Annotated in this window: 15 protein-coding genes; 4 read left to right on the forward strand and 11 right to left on the reverse strand. The window is 72.8% G+C overall.

What is annotated here, in order from left to right:
* Window positions 1-104: 104 nt before the first annotated feature.
* A complete protein-coding gene (locus Q7L65_RS10520; protein WP_304720983.1) occupies window positions 105-3,656 on the reverse strand; it encodes a hypothetical protein in 3,552 nt (1,183 codons plus the stop codon).
* A 232-nt stretch (window positions 3,657-3,888) separates the two neighbouring features.
* Between Q7L65_RS10520 and Q7L65_RS10525 the strand changes: the two genes are divergently transcribed.
* Entirely contained in the window at window positions 3,889-5,679 is a 1,791-nt protein-coding gene (locus tag Q7L65_RS10525; protein WP_304720985.1) for a hypothetical protein, read from the forward strand.
* Window positions 5,680-5,696: 17 nt separating this feature from the next.
* On the opposite strand, the gene mnmA is transcribed toward Q7L65_RS10525, so the two are convergent.
* Window positions 5,697-7,337, reverse strand: coding sequence for a tRNA 2-thiouridine(34) synthase MnmA (gene mnmA / locus Q7L65_RS10530; protein WP_304720986.1), 1,641 nt, complete (start codon window positions 7,335-7,337; stop codon window positions 5,697-5,699).
* Window positions 7,338-7,456: 119 nt separating this feature from the next.
* Here mnmA and Q7L65_RS10535 point away from each other — a divergent pair, with 119 nt between their 5' ends.
* Window positions 7,457-7,858 (forward strand): hypothetical protein, encoded by a 402-nt coding sequence (locus Q7L65_RS10535; RefSeq protein ID WP_304720987.1) that lies wholly within the window; start codon window positions 7,457-7,459, stop codon window positions 7,856-7,858.
* A gap of 69 nt (window positions 7,859-7,927) precedes the next feature.
* Here the strand turns inward: Q7L65_RS10535 and aspS are convergent, their stop codons facing one another.
* The 7 genes from aspS to Q7L65_RS10570 form a co-directional block, all read right to left on the reverse strand.
* The gene (gene aspS / locus Q7L65_RS10540; RefSeq protein ID WP_304720989.1) at window positions 7,928-9,721 is read right to left on the reverse strand and encodes an aspartate--tRNA ligase; all 1,794 of its coding nucleotides are present in this window, start codon (window positions 9,719-9,721) and stop codon (window positions 7,928-7,930) included.
* On the reverse strand, window positions 9,718-10,977 hold the full coding sequence (gene hisS / locus Q7L65_RS10545; protein WP_304720990.1) for a histidine--tRNA ligase: 1,260 nt from the start codon (window positions 10,975-10,977) through the stop codon (window positions 9,718-9,720). The genes aspS and hisS overlap by 4 nt, the downstream gene beginning before the upstream one ends.
* 11 nt (window positions 10,978-10,988) lie before the next feature.
* A complete protein-coding gene (locus tag Q7L65_RS10550) occupies window positions 10,989-11,630 on the reverse strand; it encodes an MBL fold metallo-hydrolase (RefSeq protein WP_304720991.1) in 642 nt (213 codons plus the stop codon).
* A complete protein-coding gene (locus tag Q7L65_RS10555) occupies window positions 11,627-12,037 on the reverse strand; it encodes a hypothetical protein (RefSeq protein ID WP_304720993.1) in 411 nt (136 codons plus the stop codon). The genes Q7L65_RS10550 and Q7L65_RS10555 overlap by 4 nt, the downstream gene beginning before the upstream one ends.
* Window positions 12,038-12,109: 72 nt before the next feature.
* Window positions 12,110-12,598 carry a hypothetical protein gene (locus Q7L65_RS10560; protein WP_304720994.1) on the reverse strand — a complete coding sequence of 163 codons (489 nt, stop codon included), beginning with the start codon at window positions 12,596-12,598 and terminating at the stop codon, window positions 12,110-12,112.
* A gap of 70 nt (window positions 12,599-12,668) precedes the next feature.
* Complete coding sequence (locus Q7L65_RS10565; RefSeq protein WP_304720995.1) at window positions 12,669-13,565, reverse strand: glutamate formiminotransferase; 897 nt, start codon at window positions 13,563-13,565, stop codon at window positions 12,669-12,671.
* Window positions 13,553-14,497, reverse strand: a complete 945-nt coding sequence (locus Q7L65_RS10570) for an aminopeptidase (RefSeq protein WP_304720996.1) — start codon at window positions 14,495-14,497, stop codon at window positions 13,553-13,555. Before Q7L65_RS10570 ends, Q7L65_RS10565 begins: the two co-directional genes overlap by 13 nt.
* A gap of 44 nt (window positions 14,498-14,541) precedes the next feature.
* Between Q7L65_RS10570 and Q7L65_RS10575 the strand changes: the two genes are divergently transcribed.
* Window positions 14,542-15,396, forward strand: a complete 855-nt coding sequence (locus Q7L65_RS10575) for an aldo/keto reductase (protein ID WP_304720998.1) — start codon at window positions 14,542-14,544, stop codon at window positions 15,394-15,396.
* 93 nt (window positions 15,397-15,489) lie between these two features.
* Window positions 15,490-16,695, forward strand: coding sequence for a trans-acting enoyl reductase family protein (locus Q7L65_RS10580; RefSeq protein WP_304721000.1), 1,206 nt, complete (start codon window positions 15,490-15,492; stop codon window positions 16,693-16,695).
* Between the two features lie 57 nt (window positions 16,696-16,752).
* On the opposite strand, the gene Q7L65_RS10585 is transcribed toward Q7L65_RS10580, so the two are convergent.
* Both Q7L65_RS10585 and Q7L65_RS10590 read right to left on the reverse strand, forming a co-directional pair.
* On the reverse strand, window positions 16,753-17,346 hold the full coding sequence (locus Q7L65_RS10585; RefSeq protein ID WP_304721001.1) for a DNA-3-methyladenine glycosylase I: 594 nt from the start codon (window positions 17,344-17,346) through the stop codon (window positions 16,753-16,755).
* Between the two features lie 74 nt (window positions 17,347-17,420).
* Window positions 17,421-20,465, reverse strand: coding sequence for a response regulator (locus tag Q7L65_RS10590; protein ID WP_304721002.1), 3,045 nt, complete (start codon window positions 20,463-20,465; stop codon window positions 17,421-17,423).
* Window positions 20,466-20,677 lie beyond the last annotated feature (212 nt).

A 20,677-nucleotide genomic window follows, 5' to 3' on the forward strand; every position in this document is an offset into this window, starting at 1 on the left:
GGCCAGGAGCACCGGCAGTTTCTGCCCAATAGCGGGGCAGAAACTGCCGGTGCTCCGCACGTCGGCCCGCTCGACAGCAGCGCGGGCGCCTCGACGCCGCCTGCTCAGCGCCCCCTTCTCCCTCTCGTCTTTCTCGCTCTCGCCGCTCTTCTCTGCGCGGCGGCTCTGCTCACCGCTCTGCCCGCTGGGCCGAGTTTGCCCGCGTTCGTGCGGCCGGCGACCGTTGCGCTGGCCGCGTATCTCGCCGCCACTCTCGGGATCCGCAGGGAGCGCGCGCCGGCGCCGAGCACGCGCGCGAGTCTGCGGCCGTCGCCGATCGTCACGCGCACGAGGTAGCCGGTCGCGGCGCTCGCGCGTCTCCAGCGCACGACGACCGCGCCGCCGGCGCGCTTCACCGTGACGCCGCTCACGCGCGCCGGGCGCGGGGGCGCCGGAGCGACGTAGGAGGCGACGACTCTCTGCAGCCGCGGTGCGTCGTCCTGCTGCACGACGGCGATCACGGTCCGTCTGCCGCCGGGCAGGTTGCCGGTCGAGAAGGTCACTCTCCCTCTCCCGCCGGCGCGTGAGGCGACCAGCGTGCGCGTCCCGCCGCGGCCGCGCTCGACGAACGTGACCGTCAGGCCGGCGCGCTGCGTCGCGTTGTACGTGAGCGTCCGCTGCCGGCCTCTGCCGCTCAGTCTCGCCGAGACGGTCGGCGCCGGCAGCCCGGTCGCGATCTGCAGGCCGCTGATCGCGGCGGCGCGCGCAACCGGCCGCGAGCCGCTGCCTCTGGCGCCGCCGCCCGCGCCGCTCGCCCGCGCCGCCCCCGCCGCCGGCTCGATCTTCCACGTGCCGGCCTTCGGCTTGACGATCCCGATCGTGACCCGCGTCGGCGAGACCGGCAGCGCCATCACTCTCAGCAGGCTGATGATCTCCGGGTCGGTCGGCAGCGAGCCGGCGCCCTGCAGCAGCAGCGGCGAGATCCGCTCGCCGTCGGGGTCGACCAGCACGACCTGCGGCAGCCCGCCGTCGCCGTCGACCTGGATGCTGACCGCCGGGGTGCCCGCTCTGACGTCGAACGACGAGCCGGCGGTCAGCGCGGGGCTGCCGGCCGGCGGAGCCCCGGGGACCGGCTTGTACGACGACAGGTCGCACGAGGGGAACATCACGCTCGGCAGCGAGTCGCCCCAGCGGTAGCCGAAGCCGAGCGAGGCGATCAGCAGCTCGTAGCAGCCGGCCAGGCCCTCGCTCGACGCGAGCGCCTCGACGCCGCCGAACGACTGCCCGGCGATCTCGATGTTCCCGTTGATGTCCACCAGGAACTGCCCTCTGGGCCCGTCGATCGTCGCTTCGCCGTTGCCCTCGCCGCTGACGATCCCGAGGTCGAATCTGGTGCCCGCGGTGAGGCTCGCGTAGCCGTCGGTGTTGACGACGAAGTGCTCCTGGGCGAGCGCGATGTCGAGGATCGAGCCGGTGCCGTCGAACGTGAACGTGATCGGGTCACCGAAGCTGACGGTCGCTCGGCCGTCGACGGTCGCGGTGAACGGCCCTCTCGGCGTCAACGGCACGGCGCCGAACTGCCCGATCAGCGACAGCTCGAGCGGGTTCAGTCTCACGGCGCCGCCGATCTTCGACAGGAAGACGCCAGGCCCGACCGCGATCCCGGGCGGGAACGGCGGCGTCACGACGACCTCCCCGGACTCGAAGTCGCCGCCGACGAAGACGACTTTCGCGTCTATCTGCGCGCCTGCGCCGGGCGGCGGGAACAGCAGCGAGGCGGCGCCGTCCCAGCGCTCGGCGTCACCTCTGTACTCGATGTGCAGCCCGCGGATCAGCAGCGGCCCGATCGGCGCCTCCTTGACGTCGATCACGAGTGAATTGAGATGCAGCCCGGTCTTGCTGTCGGCGACCAGCTCGGCGCTGCCGGTGACGCCGCCGAGGTATGGCGGCAGCTTCAGCGAGACCGGTATCCGCACGCCCTGCGGCGTCAGGAAGACGTCGATCTTGCCGACGATCCCGAAGCCCTTGAGGTCGGCGTGGAACTGGTTCATCGGGAACGAGAACGGGACGCCGGAGGCGGCCGTCGGCAGCTCGACGTGCAGCGGCCCGTGCCACAGCACTATCTCGCCGACGCTCGCCCCGCGCACCAGCGCGCGCACCGGCCCGGTCGTGTCGAGCGTGTGTCTGGCGGCGTCTATGAGGATCCGCGTACCCTCGTCGGGAGCGATCTTCAGTCCGTTGAAGTCGACCTCGCCGTTGCTGACGCTGACGTTCGCGTCTCTGCCGGTGCCCTTGAAGAAGCAGCTGAACTCGTCGGCGGTCTTGATCTTCACGGCGCCGAACGTGATCTCTCTGCAGCCGCTTCTGGCGTTCGGGTCGCCGCCGCCGGGGATGTTGCCGAGGCCGGGCAGGCCGGTCGGCGTGCGCGGGCCGAGCGGGATCGCCGCGATCGGGCCGATCTGGTTGATCCCGCCGCTGCTGTTGAAGGCGAGCACGCCGCCGCCGTCGGTGGTCGCGCCGAGCGCCAGCTGTCCGTTGCCGGTGCCTCTGGCCAGCAGCGCCGCGGGCGTCCAGCTGCCGCCGCCGACGGAGCTGCGCAGGCGCACGCCGGGCTCGTCGCCGCCGCGCGACTCCCACGCCGCGAACAAGCGCCCGCCCGGATCCTGGAACAGGTCCGGCAGGACGGCGTCGTCGGTGTCGGAGATCGTCGTCGGGCTGCCGACGGCGCTGCCCGCGAGTCTGCGGACCGACCACGCGCCCGCGAATCTCGGCTGGTTCAGCATGAACAGGCCGGACGGGCCGCTCGCGAGCTTCGGCTCGTCGCCGGGGATCGTCTGCGGCGGGCCCCACGTCGCGGCGTCGCCGGGCGAGCCGGTGCCGCTCCAGCGCCGCACGACCGACGTGCGGTTGAGGTCCGCGAAGGCCGCGACGGGCAGACCGCCGTCGACGGCGAGCGAGCCGTAGTAGGCCTGGTTGGCGCTGGGCGCGCCGAGCGCCGCCTTCGCGCTCGTGAAGGCGCCGGGGCGGATCGCCTGAACGCAGGAGCCGCACGCGCTCGTCTGGTCGATCGCGAGGATCGTCGGGTCGTTCTCCGCCCCGAACGCGACGACGCCGCCGTTGATCTCGGCGTCGCCGACGATCGCCGGCCCGGTGAAGCTGTTGCCGCCGTCGTCGCTGACCCAGGCGAGCAGCGTTCTGGAGGGATCGGAGCCGTCGGGCTTCTCCCAGCCGGTCGGGTAGCGGTAGCTGAGCAGAATCAGCTGGTTGCCGATCGCGAGCACTCTCGGACCGCTCTGATCGACGTTGAACGCCGGATCGTCGCCCGGTCCGTACTCCTTCGCCGGCACGAGCCGCTGCGTTGCCGCGGGGTTGTCGCAGGTGGTGGCACCGCGTCTGAGGCGGCAGTAGCGCAGCACGTCGGCGTTGCCGCCGTCGTCCTCGTTCCAGACGATGTGCGAGGTGCCGGCCGCGTCGACGTGCACGTCGGGGAAGATCCCGGCCGGCGACAGCGCGACCGGGGCGGCGGCCAGGCCTGGCGTCGGTCTCGTTCTCGGTACCCGCGTCACGCCTCTGTAGCCGGGCGTGCGATAGGTCGGGAGCTTCGCGTCTGCCGCCGCGGGCAGCAGGAGGAGCGCGCAGGCGAGCGCGGTGAGGAATGTCGGGGCCCAGGTCCGCATGGTCGCGACCCTGCCATAGCGGGGCGCCGATGTCCATCTTCTTGGTGGGCGAAACGCGTAGATCTGACGCATGTGGGTGTGCTGACAAAGCGCCGACGCGTCACGTCATCGCGGCGCTCCGATGCGATACACACCGGGCAACGCGCCTTCCTGGCATTCGTCGTCCCCCGGAGGTCCAGCCTTGCGCCCCGTTCCCACGTCCGTCCCGAGCCGCCGCAGCCGCGGTCGGCGGGTGCCGCTGTCCATCGCGCCGGCGGGCGCTCGCACGCTCGCGCTCGTCGCGCTGCTGCTCGCGGCGTTGGCGTCCTCAGCGGGCGCGACGCAGTTCACGGGCGCCGCCGACGATCCCGCGAATATGGCGCTTCCCGGCGGGCAGGACGTCGTCCACGTCGAGGCGGGATACGAGGACGCGGTCGGGGCGCTCGTGCTGCAGGTGACCTTCCGCGAGGCGCCGATCGATGCCGACGTGCTCGTGGCGGCGATCGGCAAGCGCGACAGCGCGGGCCAGTGCAACTTTCCGGCGGGGATCGTCGGCGGCGCGACGGGGGGTTCCGTCACGTGGGCCGCCTGGACTCGCTTCGACGCCGGCGGCGCCCAGGTCGACGAGGGCAGAGACGGAACGCGGGCGCAGAACGGCGCGGCCGTCACCTACGTCGTCGCCAAGCCCGGCTTTGCGGCGCAGGGCCTCGACTGCGTCGAGTCGGTGCGGATCGCCACGCCCGGCGGCTCGACGGTCGAGACCGTGCCCGGCTTCGTGCTCAGCGCGTCGGCTGCGCCCCCGCCGCCCGAGGCGCCGCCGGCGACTCCGGCGCCGCCCGCGCCGTCAGTCCCGGCGCCCGCGCCGCCCGGCAACGCGCCGACGGCGACGCCGAGATCGAGATCGAGATCGACGAGAGCGCCGGCGAAGAGAGCGGTGCTGAGCGCACGCGTCTCCGGCGCGGCCACGCGCACGGTCGCGCGCGGGCGCTGGACGACGCTGAAGGTGCGGGTCGCGAACGCCGGGAGCGCGCGGGCGCGCGCAGCGAAGCTGACGGTTCGCCCCGGGCGCGGCCTCAGCGTGAAGGTCGCCGGGGCGAGGCGCAGACACCCGGGCGAGCGGTCGTTGAAGACGCTGAAGCCCGGCGCGGCGAGCACGGTGACGGTGCGGGTCCGCGCGACGCGCGCCGGCACGGTCACGTTCGTCGCGAGCGGTGCCGGCAGATTGAGCGCCCGCGCGACCGTCACGCTGAAGCTCGCCGGCGCCGCGAGAAGCGGGAAGCCGAGAGCCAGAGCAAGACGACCCGCGGGGAGAGCCAGAAGACCCGCCGCCAGAGCGAGAAGACCGACCGCCAGAGCGCCCGACCTCGGCCCGCTCGCCGACCGCTACTTCTGGGGCTTCAAGAACAGCGCGACGTACGCCTGGGACAACTACGCCGTCTGGTTCGTCGACGGCAGATGGGCGTACTACGGCTTCCCGCCGAGCGGCAGACCGACCTGCACGGCGCCGACGACGGTGCTCGACGACAAGGGCAGACCGACCGACGACGGCTGCAGACCGTACACCTACGATCCCGCCACCGGGGCGCTGACGGTCGGGGACCTGAGCGGCACGTACAGAGACGGGTCGCTGACGCTGAATCAGATCTCGATGGAGTCGCTGACGATTCCCAGAGCCGGCTCGCGCTATGCCGTCGAGCTGCTCAACCGCGGCTTCAGCGGCCTCTGCGGCCTGATCACCGGCTGCACGACCTGGGTCGACTACCTCACGCTGACGGCCGACGGCCACTTCGTCGACGGCCACAGCTCGGCTTCCACGCTCGGCGACGGCTCCAGCACCCCGTTCGTCTACGCCGGCAACTACCCGCCCAACCAGACCGGCACGTACGAGGTCCTCGCCAACGGCCAGATCCGCTTCAGCTACCTCGACGGGACCGTGAAGGTGAAGTCGATCGGCGTCGTCCACGACAGAAACGGCGTCGACGACCCGGTCAACGAGGGCCTCGTGGTCGGCGAGACGAACTTCTACAGGGAGGACGACGACTGAGCGACGGCGCGGCAGGGCTAGACCGCGGCGGGCTCGCCGGCCGCTGCGGTCGCAGACCGCTCGGCGGCGGCCACCGCCGTGTCGCGCTCGGCGCGCGGTCGGTCGATCGTCGCCCAGCCGATCACGACGTCGCCGTCCATGAGGCAGGCCAGCTGGCCGGGGGCGGCGCCGTCGACCGGCTGCTGCAGTGCGACCTCCAGGCGGCGGTGAGAACCCGCCGCTGGCTCGCCGACGAGTCTCGCGGCGAGCGGCTTGGCGCGGTAGCGCAGCTTGACGCGGTCGACGCGCGCGCCGTCGCGGTGCAGGCGCGCACCGCGCAGCGCGACGGAGGTCGTCTGCAGCTCCTCGCGCGGGCCGGCGACGACGCGGTTGCGGGCGGGCTCGGTTCGCAGCACGTAGAGCGGCTCCTCGGCGGCGACGCCGAGCCCTCTGCGCTGGCCGACCGTGAAGGCGTGATGTCCGCGATGGCGGCCGAGCACGCGGCCGCCGCTGTCAACGATCTCCCCCGTCTGCTCCTCGATCCCGGCGTGGCGCGCGAGGAAGGCGGAGCGGCTGGTGCCGGCCATGAAGCAGAGGTCCTGCGACTCCGGCTTGGACGCGACGGGCAGCTCGGCCTCGGCCGCGAGCGCGCGCACCTCGGGCTTCGTCAGCTCGCCCAGCGGAAAGCACAGCCGCGCGAGCGAGGCGGGAGCGAGCGCCGCGAGCATGTAGGTCTGGTCCTTCCAGGCGTCGCGGGCGACGCGCAGGAGCGGATCGCCTCCCTCCCACTCCACCCGCGCATAGTGCCCCGTCGCGAGCGTCTCGGCCCCGAGGCGGTCGGCGAAGTCGAGCATCGCGTCGAGGCGGACGTCGCCGTTGCAGCGGACGCACGGGTTCGGCGTCAGGCCGGCTCTGTGGTCCTCCAGGAACGGCGTCACGACGCCGGCGCGGAACTCGTCGCGCAGGTCGAGCGTCAGGTGCGGCATTCCCATCCGGTGCGCCAGCGCGCGCGCGAAACGGACCGCCTGGGCGGAGCAGCAGGAGCGCTCGCCGTCGTTGGCCTCGTCGGCCCACAGCTCCAGCGTGACCGCGACCGCGTCGCCGCCGTCACGCCCGGCGAGCAGCGCGACGACGGCGCTGTCGACGCCGCCGGACATCGCGACGAGGGTGCGGGTTCTGGCGCCGGCCGCACCGTCCTGCGCAGCGTCGTCGTCGCGCCCCCCGGCCGGCGGAGCGGCGCCATCGCTCGCCCCGGCCGCGGCACGGTCGCCGTCGCGCGCGACCGTCGGGCCCGGCGCCGGCACCGCTCCGCGCTCGCGCACCGCCAGCCCCAGTGCCCGTGCGAGTGCGTCGGCGACCAGCTCGGCGGCGTGGAACTTGCCGGCGGAGAGGCCGCCGAGCGCGTCGGCGACGTCGTGCGCGCCGATCCGCGCGACGTCCAGCACCGCCATCCCGCTGACCAGTTCGGCGACGGCGCTCAGCGACGCGATCGTCGCGCCGCACGCGTCCGCGTCCCAGCCGACCTGCCCCACCCGCGCGCCGCTCGCGTCGAGCGCGAGCGTGATGCGCACGACGTCGCCGCACAGTCTCGTCCCGGCGACGCCGACCGCGCCGCCCACGGGCTCGCGCCCGCGGCCGTGCGCGGAGGAGAGGTGGTGCTCGAACAGCTCGGGATCCACGGCAGTCGAGTGTAGAGCGCGCCATCCGCGTGCCGCCGCTGCGCGCCAGCGGCCGGCCCTTCGTCCGCGTTCACGTCTCCTTAGCGCCCGCCGCGCCGCGATCGGGAACGATCCGCGGCATGGAACGAGTCCAGCAGGAGCTCGCGTTCGCGCTCGACCGCGCGGGCAGGCTGCCGGCCGTCTGCCGCGTGCGGCGGCTGCCGGCGCTGCCGCTCTACTGCGCCGGCATCGCCGCCGTCGTGATCGCCGGCGCGATCGGTGGGACGGCGGCGGCGCAGATCGCCGGCTTCGTCGTGCCGGTGCTGCTCGTGCTCTACGCGCTCGTGCGCACCCACCGCCGCGGCGACGTCGCCGGCGCGGTCGTGATGCCGTCCTGCGTCAGCTCGATCGCGATCACGATCGTGCCGCTCCCGCAGTGGATCGTCGCCTTGCCATTGATGGCGATCTCGCTCGCGCTGCTGGCGGAGGTCGACCGCGACGACCGACGTGCACGGGCGCAGCGGCCCGGCGCGGTCGCCTGACCCGTCGGCACTGCCGGTCTGGCGCGAGCGCCCCATGGCGTGTCAGGCAACGTCCACCGGACACGCCGTCTAGCTCGCCGGCGCCGCCGTCGGCGCTCTGAACGCCGTCACTCTCAGCCCGAGATCTCTCAGCTGGCCGTCGTCGACCGGGGCCGGCGCGCCGGTCAGCGGGTCGCTGCCGCTGGCGGCCTTCGGGAAGGCGATCACGTCGCGGATCGAGTCGCGGCCGGCGAGCAGGGTGACGATCCGGTCGACGCCCATCGCGATGCCGCCGTGCGGCGGGGCGCCGAATCTGAGCGCGTCGAGCAGGAAGCCGAAGCGCACCTGCGCCTGCTCGGCGTCGATCCCGAGCAGGTCGAGCACCTTCTGCTGGACCTCGGGCGTGTTGATGCGGATCGAGCCGCCGCCGATCTCGGAGCCGTCGAGCACGAGGTCGTACGCGCGCGACTTCAGCGCGCCGGGGTCGCCGTCGAGGTCGCCGGTCGGCGCCGTGAAGGGATGGTGCAGCGCGGTCCAGACGCCGGGCTCGACCTCCTCGAACATCGGGAAGTCGACGATCCAGAGGATGTCGTGGCGGCCCTCGGGGACGAGCGAGAAGCGCGCGGCCAGGTCGAGCCGCAGCGCGCCGAGCGACTGCGCGGCGACCGACGCTCTGTCGGCGACGATCAGCAGCAGGTCGCCGGGCTTGCCGTCGAGCGCGCCCGTGACGGCGGCGATCTCGTCCGCGCTCAACGCCTTCGCGACCGGCGAGCGCCACGTGCCGTCCTCCTGCACGAACGCCCACACGAGGCCCTTGGCGCCGTTCTGTCTCGCCAGCTCGGTGAGGATGTCCAGCTCTCTGCGCGGCAGTTCGCGCGCGCCCGCGTTCAGTCCGCGGATCACGCCGCCGCCGGCCAGCGCGCCCGCGAAGACCTTGAACTCGGTCCCCTCGAAGAGCGCGCCCAGCTCGCTGATCTCAAGGCCGAAGCGCGTGTCCGGACGGTCGGAGCCGAACCGCAGCATCGCCTCGGCGTAGGTCATCCGCGGCCAGGCGGGCGGCGCGACCTGGAAGTCGGTCGACGCGAAGATCGCGCCCATCACGGCCTCCATCGTCTCGATCACGTCGTCCTCTTCGACGAACGACAGCTCGAGGTCGAGCTGCGTGAACTCCGGCTGGCGGTCCGAGCGCGTGTCCTCGTCGCGGAAGCAGCGCGCGATCTGGTAGTAGCGCTCGTAGCCGCCGATCATCAGCAGCTGCTTGAACAGCTGCGGCGACTGCGGCAGCGCGTAGAACGCGCCGGGCTCTATCCGCGCGGGCACGAGGTAGTCGCGCGCGCCCTCGGGCGTGGAGCGCGTCAGCACCGGCGTCTCGATCTCGAGGAAGTCGCGCTCGGTCAGCACGTTGCGCATCGTGTGCACGACCTGGTGGCGCAGCTTCAGCGCCTCCTGCAGCGGCGTGCGGCGCAGGTCCAGCGTGCGGTGGCGCAGGCGCAGCAGCTCGTCGACGGGGCCGTCCTCGTCGATCGGGAACGGAGGCGTGTCGGCCGATGCGAGCACGGTCAGCTCGTCGACGGTCAGCTCGACCTCGCCCGTCGGGATGTTCGGGTTGACGTTCTCGGGGTCGCGGCGCGTGAGCGTGCCGACGGCGCTGAGGACGTGCTCGGAGCGCAGCCCGTGCGCGAGCTTGTGCGCCTCCGGCGAGCGGTCCGGGTGGAACGTCAGCTGCACGATCCCGGAGCGGTCGCGCAGGTCGATGAAGATCAGCCCGCCGTGGTCGCGGCGGCGGTGGACCCAGCCGGCGACCCGCGCTGGCTGGTCCGCGCGGGCGGCCGTCAGCTCACCGGCCCAGGCATCGCGATAGCCGTTGGAGCGCGGAGTCTTCATGCCAGCGTCTTTCCCCTCTTCAGCACGACCGGGATCACCCGGCCGAGTTCGATCTCTTCTTGGTCACCGGTCTCGAGGTCCTTCACCGTCGCGCCGACGCCGTGCTCGCCGACGATCGCCAGCGACCGCGCGCCGATCCGCGACGCCTGCTTGAGCTGGCCCTTGAGCGAGCGCCCCGCCAGCTCCAGCTGGGCCGAGAGCCCGGCGCGACGCGCCTCCAACGCCAGCTCGAAGGCGGCCTTGCGGCCCGCGGCGTCGGTGTAGGCGACGAACAGGTCGACGAGCGGCGGCGGGGTCGGGTGCTCGTGGCCTGCCAGCAGGATCCGCTCGATCCCGGCCGCCCAGCCGATCCCGGGCGTCGGCGCGCCGCCGAGCTGCTCGATCAGGCCGTCGTAGCGGCCGCCGCCGGCGACGCCGGACTGCGCGCCGAGCGCGTCGCTGGTGAACTCGAACAGCGTCCGCGCGTAGTAGTCGAGGCCGCGCACGAGCGTCGGATCGACCTCGTACTCGAGGTCGGCGGCGGCGAGCAGCGAGCGGACCTCCGCGAAGTGCTCGGCGTCCTCGCCGGTGAGGCGGTCCAGCAGCAGCGGGGCGCCTCTCATGACCTCGCGCGTCCCGGGGTGGTCGGCGTCGAACGCGCGCAGCGGGTTGAGCTCGATCCGGCCGCGGACCTCGTCCGACAGCTGGTCCTCGTGCGCGCGCAGGTAGGCCTGCAGCTCTTCTCTGTAGGCCGCGCGCGTCTGCGGCGTGCCGAGCGAGCCGAGCCGCAGGCGCACGCCCTGCACGCCGAGCGCGTCGAGCAGTTCGGCCAGCAGCAGGATGCACTCGGCGTCGACGGCCGGGTCGGCCGAGCCGATCGCCTCGGCGCCGACCTGCCAGAACTGGCGGAAGCGGCCGGCCTGCGCGCGCTCGTAGCGGAAGAAGCTCGACAGGTACCACAGCTTCACGGGCTGCGGGAGCTTCTGCATCCCGTGCTCGAGGTAGGCGCGCGCGACCGGCGCGGTGCCCTCGGGGCGCAGCGTGACGGAGCGGTCGCCGCCGTCCTTGAAGGTGTACATCTCCTTCTGGACGATGTCGGTGGAGGCGCCGACGCCGCGCGCGAACAGCTCGGTCGCCTCGAACGTCGGGGTCTCGATGCGACGGTAGCCGGCGGCGCCGAGGACGCGGCGAGCGGTGCGCTCGACCTCGTCGCGGCGGGCGGCGTCGTCGGGCAGCACGTCGTACGTGCCGCGGGGGGCTTGGAGCTTCTGGGCCATCGGCGCGGAGACTACGCGACGAGGTCTTGGAGGAACGGGTTCGTGGCCCGCTCGGCGCCGAGCGTCGTGATCCCCATGTGCCCGGGATGGACGACCGTCTCGTCGGGGAACGCGTCGAGCAGGCCAGCGATCGAGCGCAGCAGCGTCTGGTGATCGCCGAACGGCAGGTCGGTGCGGCCGATCGAGCCCTGGAACAGCACGTCGCCGGAGAACAGCGCCTGCTCGGCAGGCAGCGACCACGTCATGTGGCCGGGGCTGTGGCCGGGCGTGAAGATCACGTCGAAGTCGAGGCCGGCGACGCTGATCTGCTCACCGCCCTCGACGAGGTGCTCGGGCGTGTGGTTCTCGAACGGTCCGAAGCCGGGCCACGGCACGTATCTGTTGACGTCGAGCAGCACGTCGCGCTCGATCGCCGGGCACCAGACCGGTGCGCCGGTCGCGCGTGCAAGCGGGGCGACCGCGCCGATGTGGTCGAAGTGCGTGTGCGTCAGCAGGATCGCGTCGAGTCTGACGCCGAGCTGCTCGATCCCCGCCAGCAGCCGCTCCGGCTCGTCGCCCGGATCGAAGATCACCGCGCTGTCGGCACCCTGCGCCCGCACCAGGTAGCTGTTCTCCTGGACCGGACCGACCGTGAAGGCGGCGACTTCGATCACTCCGCCGCTTCTCTCTTCGCCGGCTTCGCGGCGTCGGCGCGCGCCTGCAGCTTCTTCGCCTGACGCCGTCTGTAGATGAAGAGGTCGGTGTAGTAGCCCATCGGCACGTACACGACCAGCATGAAGACGGCGATGAACAGTTTGCCGGCGATCGGCTGGTCTCTGAAGAAGACGATCAGCAGCAGCAGGAAGAAGACCGTCGCGATGCCCGCGCGCTGCAGTGCACCTCTCCACGTCGGCGGCGTGTCGAGCCGCTGCAGGCGTCTGGCGCGCGCGTCGAGTCTGCCGCCGCCCTTGGCGCCGCGCTCGTCCTCGCTCAGTCTGCGACCCGTGCGGCCGCGCGCCTCGACTTGGCCGGCGGCGTTGCCGCGGTGCTTGGTCTGCCGCTTCTTCTTGGTCTGTGCCATCGGTCTCAAGGAGATTAGTGCCTGCAGGCACGTTTGCGCCCGCTCACGCGCGCCGGGGTTCGCGGGCGGCGTTCAGAAGCCGATCAGGAACGAGTTCTCCAGCCGCTGGCGCGCCGCGACGATCCGCGCGGACTGCCGCAGCAGTCGCGCTGCGGCAGCTCTCGCGGCCGGCGGTCCCTCGCTGCGCGAGGCGCGCGCGACCTGGCGCAGCGTGGCGGTCTGCGCGGCGACGGCGCTGTGCAGCGTGCCGACCAGCAAGGCGATCGACGTGGGCGGATCGATCGCGGCCAGCACCGCCTCCTGCTCCCGACTCGCGTCCGCCAGCCTGCCGAGCTGCTGCGACAACTCGGCGGGCGTGTTGAGCCGCGCGTGCAGCAGCAGAAACTGGATGTCGATCCGCTGCTCCCCCATGTCCGCCTTGATCGCGTCGTACGCCTCCTGCGTCGCCATCCGTCTCGGCGGCGGTTTGCTGGTGCCGGAGGACCCGCACCCGGTCACCGCCAGGACGGCCACGAACGTCGCGACCACCAGCCCGGCGATGTGAACGATCCGCTTCGTCATCTCACGAGACGCTACGCCCGTGGGCAAGGCGCTGGATCAGAACGCGGGTTCCGATCCGCCCGATCGGTGCTCAGCCCAGCGCCCGCTCGATCAGGTGCCGTTCGGGGTCGAAGCCGGGGATCGGGAGGTCTGGCGGGAAGCCCTCGAAGGCGGCCTCCGGCGCGAGCGCGACCAGTTCGGCGGCTTGCAGCGGGGCGTGGGCGGCGATTGCGGCGATCACGACGCGCAGCGGGGTCAGGTCGGGGCGCTCGACGTTCATCGAGATCTGGACCTCGTCGGCGCGCTCCAGCGGGAGGCCGATCGCGCGCAGGCCCGGCAGGCCGTGCGTGCCGCCCTCGCGGATCGCGGCGGCGATCTCGCGTGCCCGCGCGACCGTCGCGGGCGGGCGCAGCGTGACGTTGAAGGCGACCAGCGGCGGGCGCGCGGCGACGAGCGTCGTGCCGGCGGTCGGGTGCGGGGCCGTCGGGCCGAAGTCAGTTCTCAGGTCGCCCTCGCGCAACCGCCGCGCCAGCTTCACCGGCCCGCCGCGGCGGATCTGCGCGCGCGTGCGGTGGTCGGCGAGCGCGCCGTACATCAGCACCGGCACGCCGAGGCGGCCGATCAGGTCCGCTGCGACGAGCGCCTCCGCGCAGGCGGCGCCGCGATCCTCGTCGCGCAGGAAGACGACCGGCGCGACGTCGAGCGCGCCGACGTGCGGGTGGACGCCGTCGTTGGCGCGCAGGTCGATCCGCTCCAGCGCCTCGCGCGCGCCGGCCGCCAGCGCGGGCGCGAGCGTCCCGGGCGTGCCGGCGAGCGTGACGACGGTGCGGTTGTGGTCGGGGTCGCGGTGGACGTCGAGCAGCCGCACGCCGCTCCCGCCGCCGCCCGCGAACGCCGCCGCGATCGCGTCGATCGCCGCGTCGTCGCGGCCCTCGGAGACGTTGGGGACCGCGAGGAGGGTTGGCCCCTCCTCGCTCAGAGCACCCATCGGCCGGCGTCGAGCACGCGCGTGCCGCCGATCTCCAGCGTCGGCTCCAGCACGACCACGTCGAGGTGGATCGGGACGGAGACGGTTCCGCCGATGCCCATGCTCGCGCCGAACGCGACGTGGATCGTGCCGAGGATCTTCTCGTCCTCGAGGATGTTGCCGGTCAGCGTCGCCGCGTCGTTGGTGCCGATCCCCAGCTCCGCGACGTTCGTGCCGTTGGGGCCGTGCTTTGCCAGGCGCTCGAAGAACTCTGGGCCGAACGGACCGTTGGCGGCCGTCAGGTGACCGTTCTCGACGGTCAGGATGACCGGCTCGGGCGAGATCCCCATCGGCGCCAGCGAGGAGGCGACCAGCTCGCCGCCGCCGCTCAGCGGCGCGATGAAGCCCTCGCCGGCCGGCAGGTTGCCGAACGTGCCGGGCTTCGTCATCTCGCCGATGTCGGCCATGCCGCGGCGGCCTCTGAGGTCGACCCGCAGGTCCGACCCGCGCGGGCAGGTGACGTGCGCCTCGTCGGCGGCGCTCAGCAGCTCGGTGACCGCGAGCGTGCGCTCCTTCATCTTCGCGAAGTCGACCGACATCACGCGGGCGATCATGTCGAGCGTCGCGCCCGGCAGCGTCGCGCCGCGCGAGCCGTTGTCGTTGGAGGCCTTGCGCGCTCTCGTGTGCGACAGCGAGCGCGAGGTCGGCGCGAGGTAGACGTCGCACGCCAGCAGCGCCGCGGCGATCGGCGGCGGCGGCTCGGTGCCGTCGTTCTCGCGCTCGTCCATCAGCGCCAGTACCGCGTCCGCGCCGTGGCGCGCCGCCATGTCGCGCATCGCCTCGGCCAGCTCACGCGATCTGGGGTCGCCGATCACGAGCACGTTCTCACCGTGTCTGATGTCGAGGCAGCGCTCCATGACGGTGATCAGCGCGCGTTCAAGGTCGTCGGACATGGCCGCAAACTAGCACTCGTCCGGGGATGGGTATGTTCGAGCTCATGACCACGACTGCGGCTGCCTCAGGAACGTTCAAGATCGGCGGAGACCTCGAGGTCACACGCCTCGGCTACGGCGCGATGCGGATCCTCGGCGCCGGCGTCTGGGGCGAGCCGAAGGACCGCGACGAGGTGCTGCGCGTGCTGCGCCGCCTGCCCGAGCTGGGCGTCGACCTGATCGACACCGCGGACGCCTACGGCCCGTTCATCTCCGAGGACCTGATCCGCGAGGCGCTGCATCCGTACGGCAAGACCGTCGTCGCGACCAAGGGCGGCTTCACGCGCCAGGGACCGAACCAGTGGTCGCCGGTCGGGCGGCCGGCGTACCTGCGCCAGAGCGTCGAGATGAGCCGGCGGCGGCTCGGCGTCGAGACGATCGACCTCTACCAGCTGCACCGCATCGATCCCAACGAGGACCGCGAGGCGCAGTTCGCCGAGCTGAAGACGTTCCAGGACGAGGGGCTCGTCCGCCACCTCGGCCTCTCCGAGGTCACCGTCGAGGAGATCGAGGCGGCGCGCAGCGTGTTCGCGGTCACGACCGTGCAGAACAGATTCAACCTCGCCGATCGCACCTCCGAGGACGTGCTCGACTACTGCACGCGCGAGGGGATCGGCTTCATCCCGTGGTTCCCGCTCGCCGCCGGCGACCTCGCGAAGCCGGGTGGCGCCGCCGCTGAGATCGCCGCCGCGCACGGCGCCACGACCGGCCAGGTCGCGCTCGCGTGGCTGCTCGCGCGCAGCCCCGTGATGCTGCCGATCCCGGGCACCAGCACGGTGCAGCACCTGGACGAGAACGTCGCCGCGGCCGAGCTGAGACTGAGCGAGGACGAGGTGGCGCGGCTGCAGGCGGCTGCATAGGGAGCGACGGCGCGGCACGGCGCGCGGCCTTGCGGCTTCGCGCGCCCGCCGAGCCGGCGCGCGCGGGGATGTCCGCGGCGTAGGGTTGGCTGCATGGCCAACACCACATCGGAGCGCCCATACGACGTCGTCCTGATCGGTGCGACGGGGTTCACGGGCGCGCTGACGGCCCAGTATCTGGTCGACAACGGCGGCGCGGCCCGGATCGCGCTCGCCGGTCGCAATCGCGACAAGCTCGCGGCGGTCACCGAGCGGATCGGGGCGGAGGTGCCGCTGCTGCACGCCGACCTGGACGATCCGTCGTCGCTGCGCGCGCTGGCCGAGTCGACGCGCGTCGTCGCCTCGACCGTCGGCCCGTTCATCCGCCACGGTGAGCCGCTCGTCGCCGCGTGCGCGGCGGCCGGGACCGACTACGCCGACATCACCGGCGAGCCCGAGTTCGTCGACGAGATGTACGTCCGCCACCACGCGACCGCGGTCGAGCACGGCGCGCGGCTGGTGCACTGCTGCGGCTTCGACTCGATCCCGCACGACCTCGGCGCGCAGTTCACCGTCGAGCAGCTGCCCGAGGGCGTGCCGCTGACGATCGACGGCTACGTGCGCGCCGGCGCGCAGTTCTCCGGCGGCACGCTCGACTCCGCGCTGACGGCGTTCTCGCGGATGCGCGGCTCGGCCCAGGTCGCCTCGCAGCGGCGCAAGCTGGAGGGCCGCCCCGACGGCCGCCGCGTCCACGGCGCCCGCGGCGTCCCCAGGCGCGTCGGCGGCGCGGTCGGCTGGGCGCTGCCGCTGCCGACGATCGACCCGCAGATCGTGCTGCGCTCCGCCCGCGCGCTGGAGCGCTACGGCCCGGACTTCACCTACGGCCACTGGGCGGCGATCAAGAAGCTGCCGGTCGCGGTCGCCTCGGGCATCGCGCTCCCGTCGCTCGTGCTCGCCGCGCAGGTGCCGCCGCTGCGCAAGGCGCTCGTCGACCGCGTCGCCAAACCCGGCACCGGCCCGGACGAGCAGCGGCGCCAGAAGAGCTGGTTCAAGGTGCGCTTCGAGGGCGTCGCGGGCGGCGACGGCGCGGGCGCGCCCGGCGCTGGCGACGGCGGCGGCCCGGTCCGCGTCGTGACCGAGGTCGCCGGCGGCGATCCCGGCTACACCGAGACGGCCAAGATGCTCGGCGAGTCGGCCCTCTGCCTCGCCCATGACGACCTCCCGCAGCTGAGCGGGCAGTTGACGACCGCGGTCGCGATGGGCGGCGCGCTGCGGCAACGGCTGCAGCGCGCCGGGATCACGTTCAGCGTCGTCGGCTAGCGCTTGGCGTCCTGCCGCGCTGCCCGATCACGCATGCCCCGTCGTTGAAGCGCTGACTCAGCTGGTTGCGCTCATCGACGCGAGCGCGCCAGCGCGCGCTCTTGCCACCAGCGGGCGGGTGTCGCAGCCATCGACGTGGTCGTTGACGATGCCGCAGGCCTGCATCGCGGCGTAGGCGGTCGTCGGGCCGACGAAGCGGAAGCCGCGTCTCTTCAGGGCCTTCGCGAGCGCTCTGGACTCCGGCGTCGTCGCGGGGAGGCCGCTCAGCGACTCAGCGGCGGGCGCTGGAGCGGCCGGTGCGAAGGACCACAGCAGTCTGGCGACGTCGGTGCCGGCGTCTCGCAGTTCCAATACCGCACGGGCGTTCGCGATCGTCGCCTCGATCTTCGCGCGGTTGCGGACGATCCCGGCGTCCTGCATCAGGCGCGCGACGTCGTCGTCGCCGAACTGCGCGACCTGCTCGGGATCGAAGCCGGCGAACGCCGCGCGGAAGTTGTCGCGCTTGCGCAGGATCGTGATCCAGGCAAGGCCGGACTGGAACGCCTCCAGGCAGATCCGCTCGTAGACGGCGCGCTCCTGCACGACGGGGAAGCCCCACTCCTCGTCGTGGTAGTGCTCGTACAGCTCGTTCCCGTCACCGAAGCAGCGCATGGCGAAGATCGTGGCAGCTCGGCATGACCGACGCCGCGTCGCGGACGGGGCGCGATCGGGTGAGCGAGCCGTCCTCAGTGCTGCGAACGGAACCGGTCCAGCACGACCTGCGTGTGGCCGAACAGGTCGACGATCTCGTCGACGCGCCCACCCGGATCCTCGACGCCGCCGTCGCGCGCCTCCTGCTCCAGGTCCGCGCTCGCCTGCGCCAGCCGCATCGCGCCGATGCTCGCGCTGGCGCTCTTGAGCGTGTGCGCGGTGCCGCGCAGTAGCTCCAGGTCCGCGGTCTCGACGGCCAGTCGCAGCCTCGCGAGCAGCGTCGTCCCCTCCTCCTCGTGCAGGTCGATCAGCAGCTCCGCGAGCTGGTCGTCGCCATGGGTCGCCTCGACGAGCCGCTGAGCGTCCACGATCGGCGCGTCGGGCTCGTGGCCGCCGCCGCTGCCGTCGGGCCCGCCGTGCTGCCCGACGACGCGCCGCCCGGCACCCCCCGGGGTGCTGTCGAGCACGCGCACCATGTCCTCGCGCGCGACCGGCTTGGTGAGGAAGTCGTCCATCCCCGCGGCGAGGCAGGCGTCGCGGTCGTCGGTCGCCGCGTTCGCCGTCATCGCGACGATCCGCGGCTGGTGCTCGGCGTCCAGTTCGCGCCGGATCTGCCGCGTCGCCTCCAGCCCGTCGAGGTTCGGCATCTGCACGTCCATCAGCACGAGGTCGTAGTCCTGGCGATGGACCGCGTCCACCGCCTCCACCCCGTCCCCCGCGACGTCGACGCGGTGGCCCAGCCGCTCCAGCGTCGCGACCGCGACCTGCTGGTTCACGAGGTTGTCCTCCGCGACGAGGATGTGCAGCGGAGCGCTGAGCGCAGGCGGATGCGTCGTGGCGTCGACCGCGGCGGGCGAGACGGCGTCGCCGGCGATCGCGGTCGCGAGCGCGTGGCGCAGGATCGCCGGCTTGACGGGCTTGGACAGCGTCGCGGCGAGCCGGCCGCGCGCGAGCGCGGGGTCGACGCCTCCGATCGAGCTGAGGAGGACGATCGGGAGCGTGTAGCCGGTCGCCTCGGCGAGCGCGTCGGCGAGGCGCAGGCCGTCCATCTCCGGCATCGCCATGTCGAGGACCGCGATGTCGAACCAGTCGCCCGCGCGCACGAGCGAGAGCGCGTCGGTCGGCCGCTCGAAGCTCGTCACCTCGATGCCCCAGCCGGCCAGTTGCGCCTGCAGCAGCTCGCGGTTGACGGCGTTGTCGTCGACCACCAGCGCGCGGCAGCCGTGCAGCAGCTCGGGCACGTCGGCGTCGACCGGATCGGGGCCGGGCAGGCGCGGCAACATCAGCTCGATCGCGAACGTCGACCCCTTGCCGGGCGTGCTGTGGACGGTGATCTCACCGCCCATCGCCTCGGTCAGCCGCTTCGTGATCGCGAGTCCGAGGCCGGTCCCGCCGTACTTGCGCGTGATCGACGCGTCGACCTGGGTGAACGACTGGAACAGCGAGCCGAGCCTGTCGGGCGGGATCCCGATGCCGGTGTCGCGCACCTCCAGCCGCAGTCGCGCCCGCTCCTCGCCGTCGATCCCGGCGAAGTTCAGGCGGCCGTGGATGGTGACCGACCCGCGGCTGGTGAATTTGACCGCGTTGGAGAGGAAGTTGATGAGGATCTGGCGCAGGCGCGTGGAGTCGCCGACCAGGCGCGTGGAGCCGTCGGTCTCGAGCAGGTAGCCGAGGTCCAGTTCCTTCGCCGCGGCCTGCGGCGCGAGCAGGTCCAGCGACGACTCGATCACCTCGCGCAGCGCGAACGGATGCGATTCCAGCTCCAGCATGCCTGCTTCGATCTTGGAGAAGTCGAGGATGTCGTTGATGATCGCCAGCAGCTGGTCGCCGCTCATCCGCACCGTCTCGACGAAGCGGCGCTGCTCGGCGTCGAGCGGACTGTCGCGCAGCAGGCTCGTCATGCCGACGATCGCGTTCATCGGGGTGCGGATCTCGTGGCTCATCGTCGCCAGGAACGCCGACTTGGCGTGCGCCGCGCGCTGCGCCTCGTCGCGCGCGTGCTCGATCTCCGCCTGCGCGCGCTGATGCTCGGTGATGTCGCGGATCACGCGGCTGATCATCAGCTCGTCGCCGATCAGCGCCGCCGAGACGGTCACCTCGACCGGTATCCGCCGCCCGTCGGGATGGGTCGCGACGTCCTCGATCCGCGCGTGGAAGACGGACGGATCGCCGCTCTCGCGGTAGCGCGCGAACGCCGCCTCCTGCGCCTCCCACACCTTCGGCGGCACGCGATCCTGCGGCGAGACGGCGCCGACCGTCGCGGCGCTGGAGATTCCCAGCAGCTGCTCCGCGCGTGGGTTCCACTCGCGCACGATCCCGTCGCCGTCCATCACGACGAGCGCGTCCAGCGACGACTCGATCACGACGCGGATGCGCGCCTCGCTGGCGGCGAGCTGCGCGGTGCGCTCCTCGACGCGCTCGCGCAGCAGCTCGTTGGAGCGCCGCAGCGAGCGGCGGTTGTGCGCGACCGACCATGCGAGGCCGCCGAACAGCAGCAGGAATATCGCGGCGATCCCGAGCTTCAGCAGGTCCGCGCGCTGCCTGTCGTCGGCGGCGCGTCGGCTGACGAGGTCGACGACCTCGGCGTTGCGCGTGCGCAGTCTGTCGGCGGAGGCGGCGACGGCCGCGAGCTGCGCGGTGGTCGTCGCGGACGAGAGCGCCGGGCCGAGCCGATCGCGGAAGGCGGCGACCTCGTCGGCGACCTGCGCCATCTCCCGCCGCACCGACGCGTCCTCGATCTGGCCGAAGGTGTTGTCGCCGCCGCGCCGGCCGAGCGCGCCGCGCAGTTGCGCCTGCGCGCTCGCGATGCGCTCGGCGGTCGCGTTCGCGTCGAGGGCCGCCGGCGAACCGTCGGCCGCGGCGTGCAGCGCCATCGAGGCGCCCGACAGCTCGCGCCCGACGTGCTGGGCGACGAGCACGGAACGGGTGTGGTCGCGCTCGGCGGCGAGCGTCGAGCCGAACACGAACAGGACGATCGCGAGCGTGACGGCGCCGAGCAGCAGGATTCCGGCAACCGTCGGGTCGAAGCCGAAGCGGAATCGACCGCGAGGCGCCCTGCGCGCGACATTGTCGTCCGGCACCTCTGACGTCACCCTGCCTCCCGACGTGGTCGTCGCGGCGTTCTCGCCCGCCCGCACGGGCAAGTGCACGTTGTCTCCCGCTTCCATTGATCCGTCAAACGGAAGTCGGCAAAGGTTGGATGCTCGCGGGCCGGAGTCGGCACCAAACCTCCATTTTCGTGCAGGTTCCGCCGCGCGAGGTGCTGCGCCGCGTGCTGGACGAAAAAGCGCCA

Source organism: Conexibacter sp. CPCC 206217 (assembly GCF_030646165.1).
Classification (GTDB): domain Bacteria; phylum Actinomycetota; class Thermoleophilia; order Solirubrobacterales; family Solirubrobacteraceae; genus Conexibacter.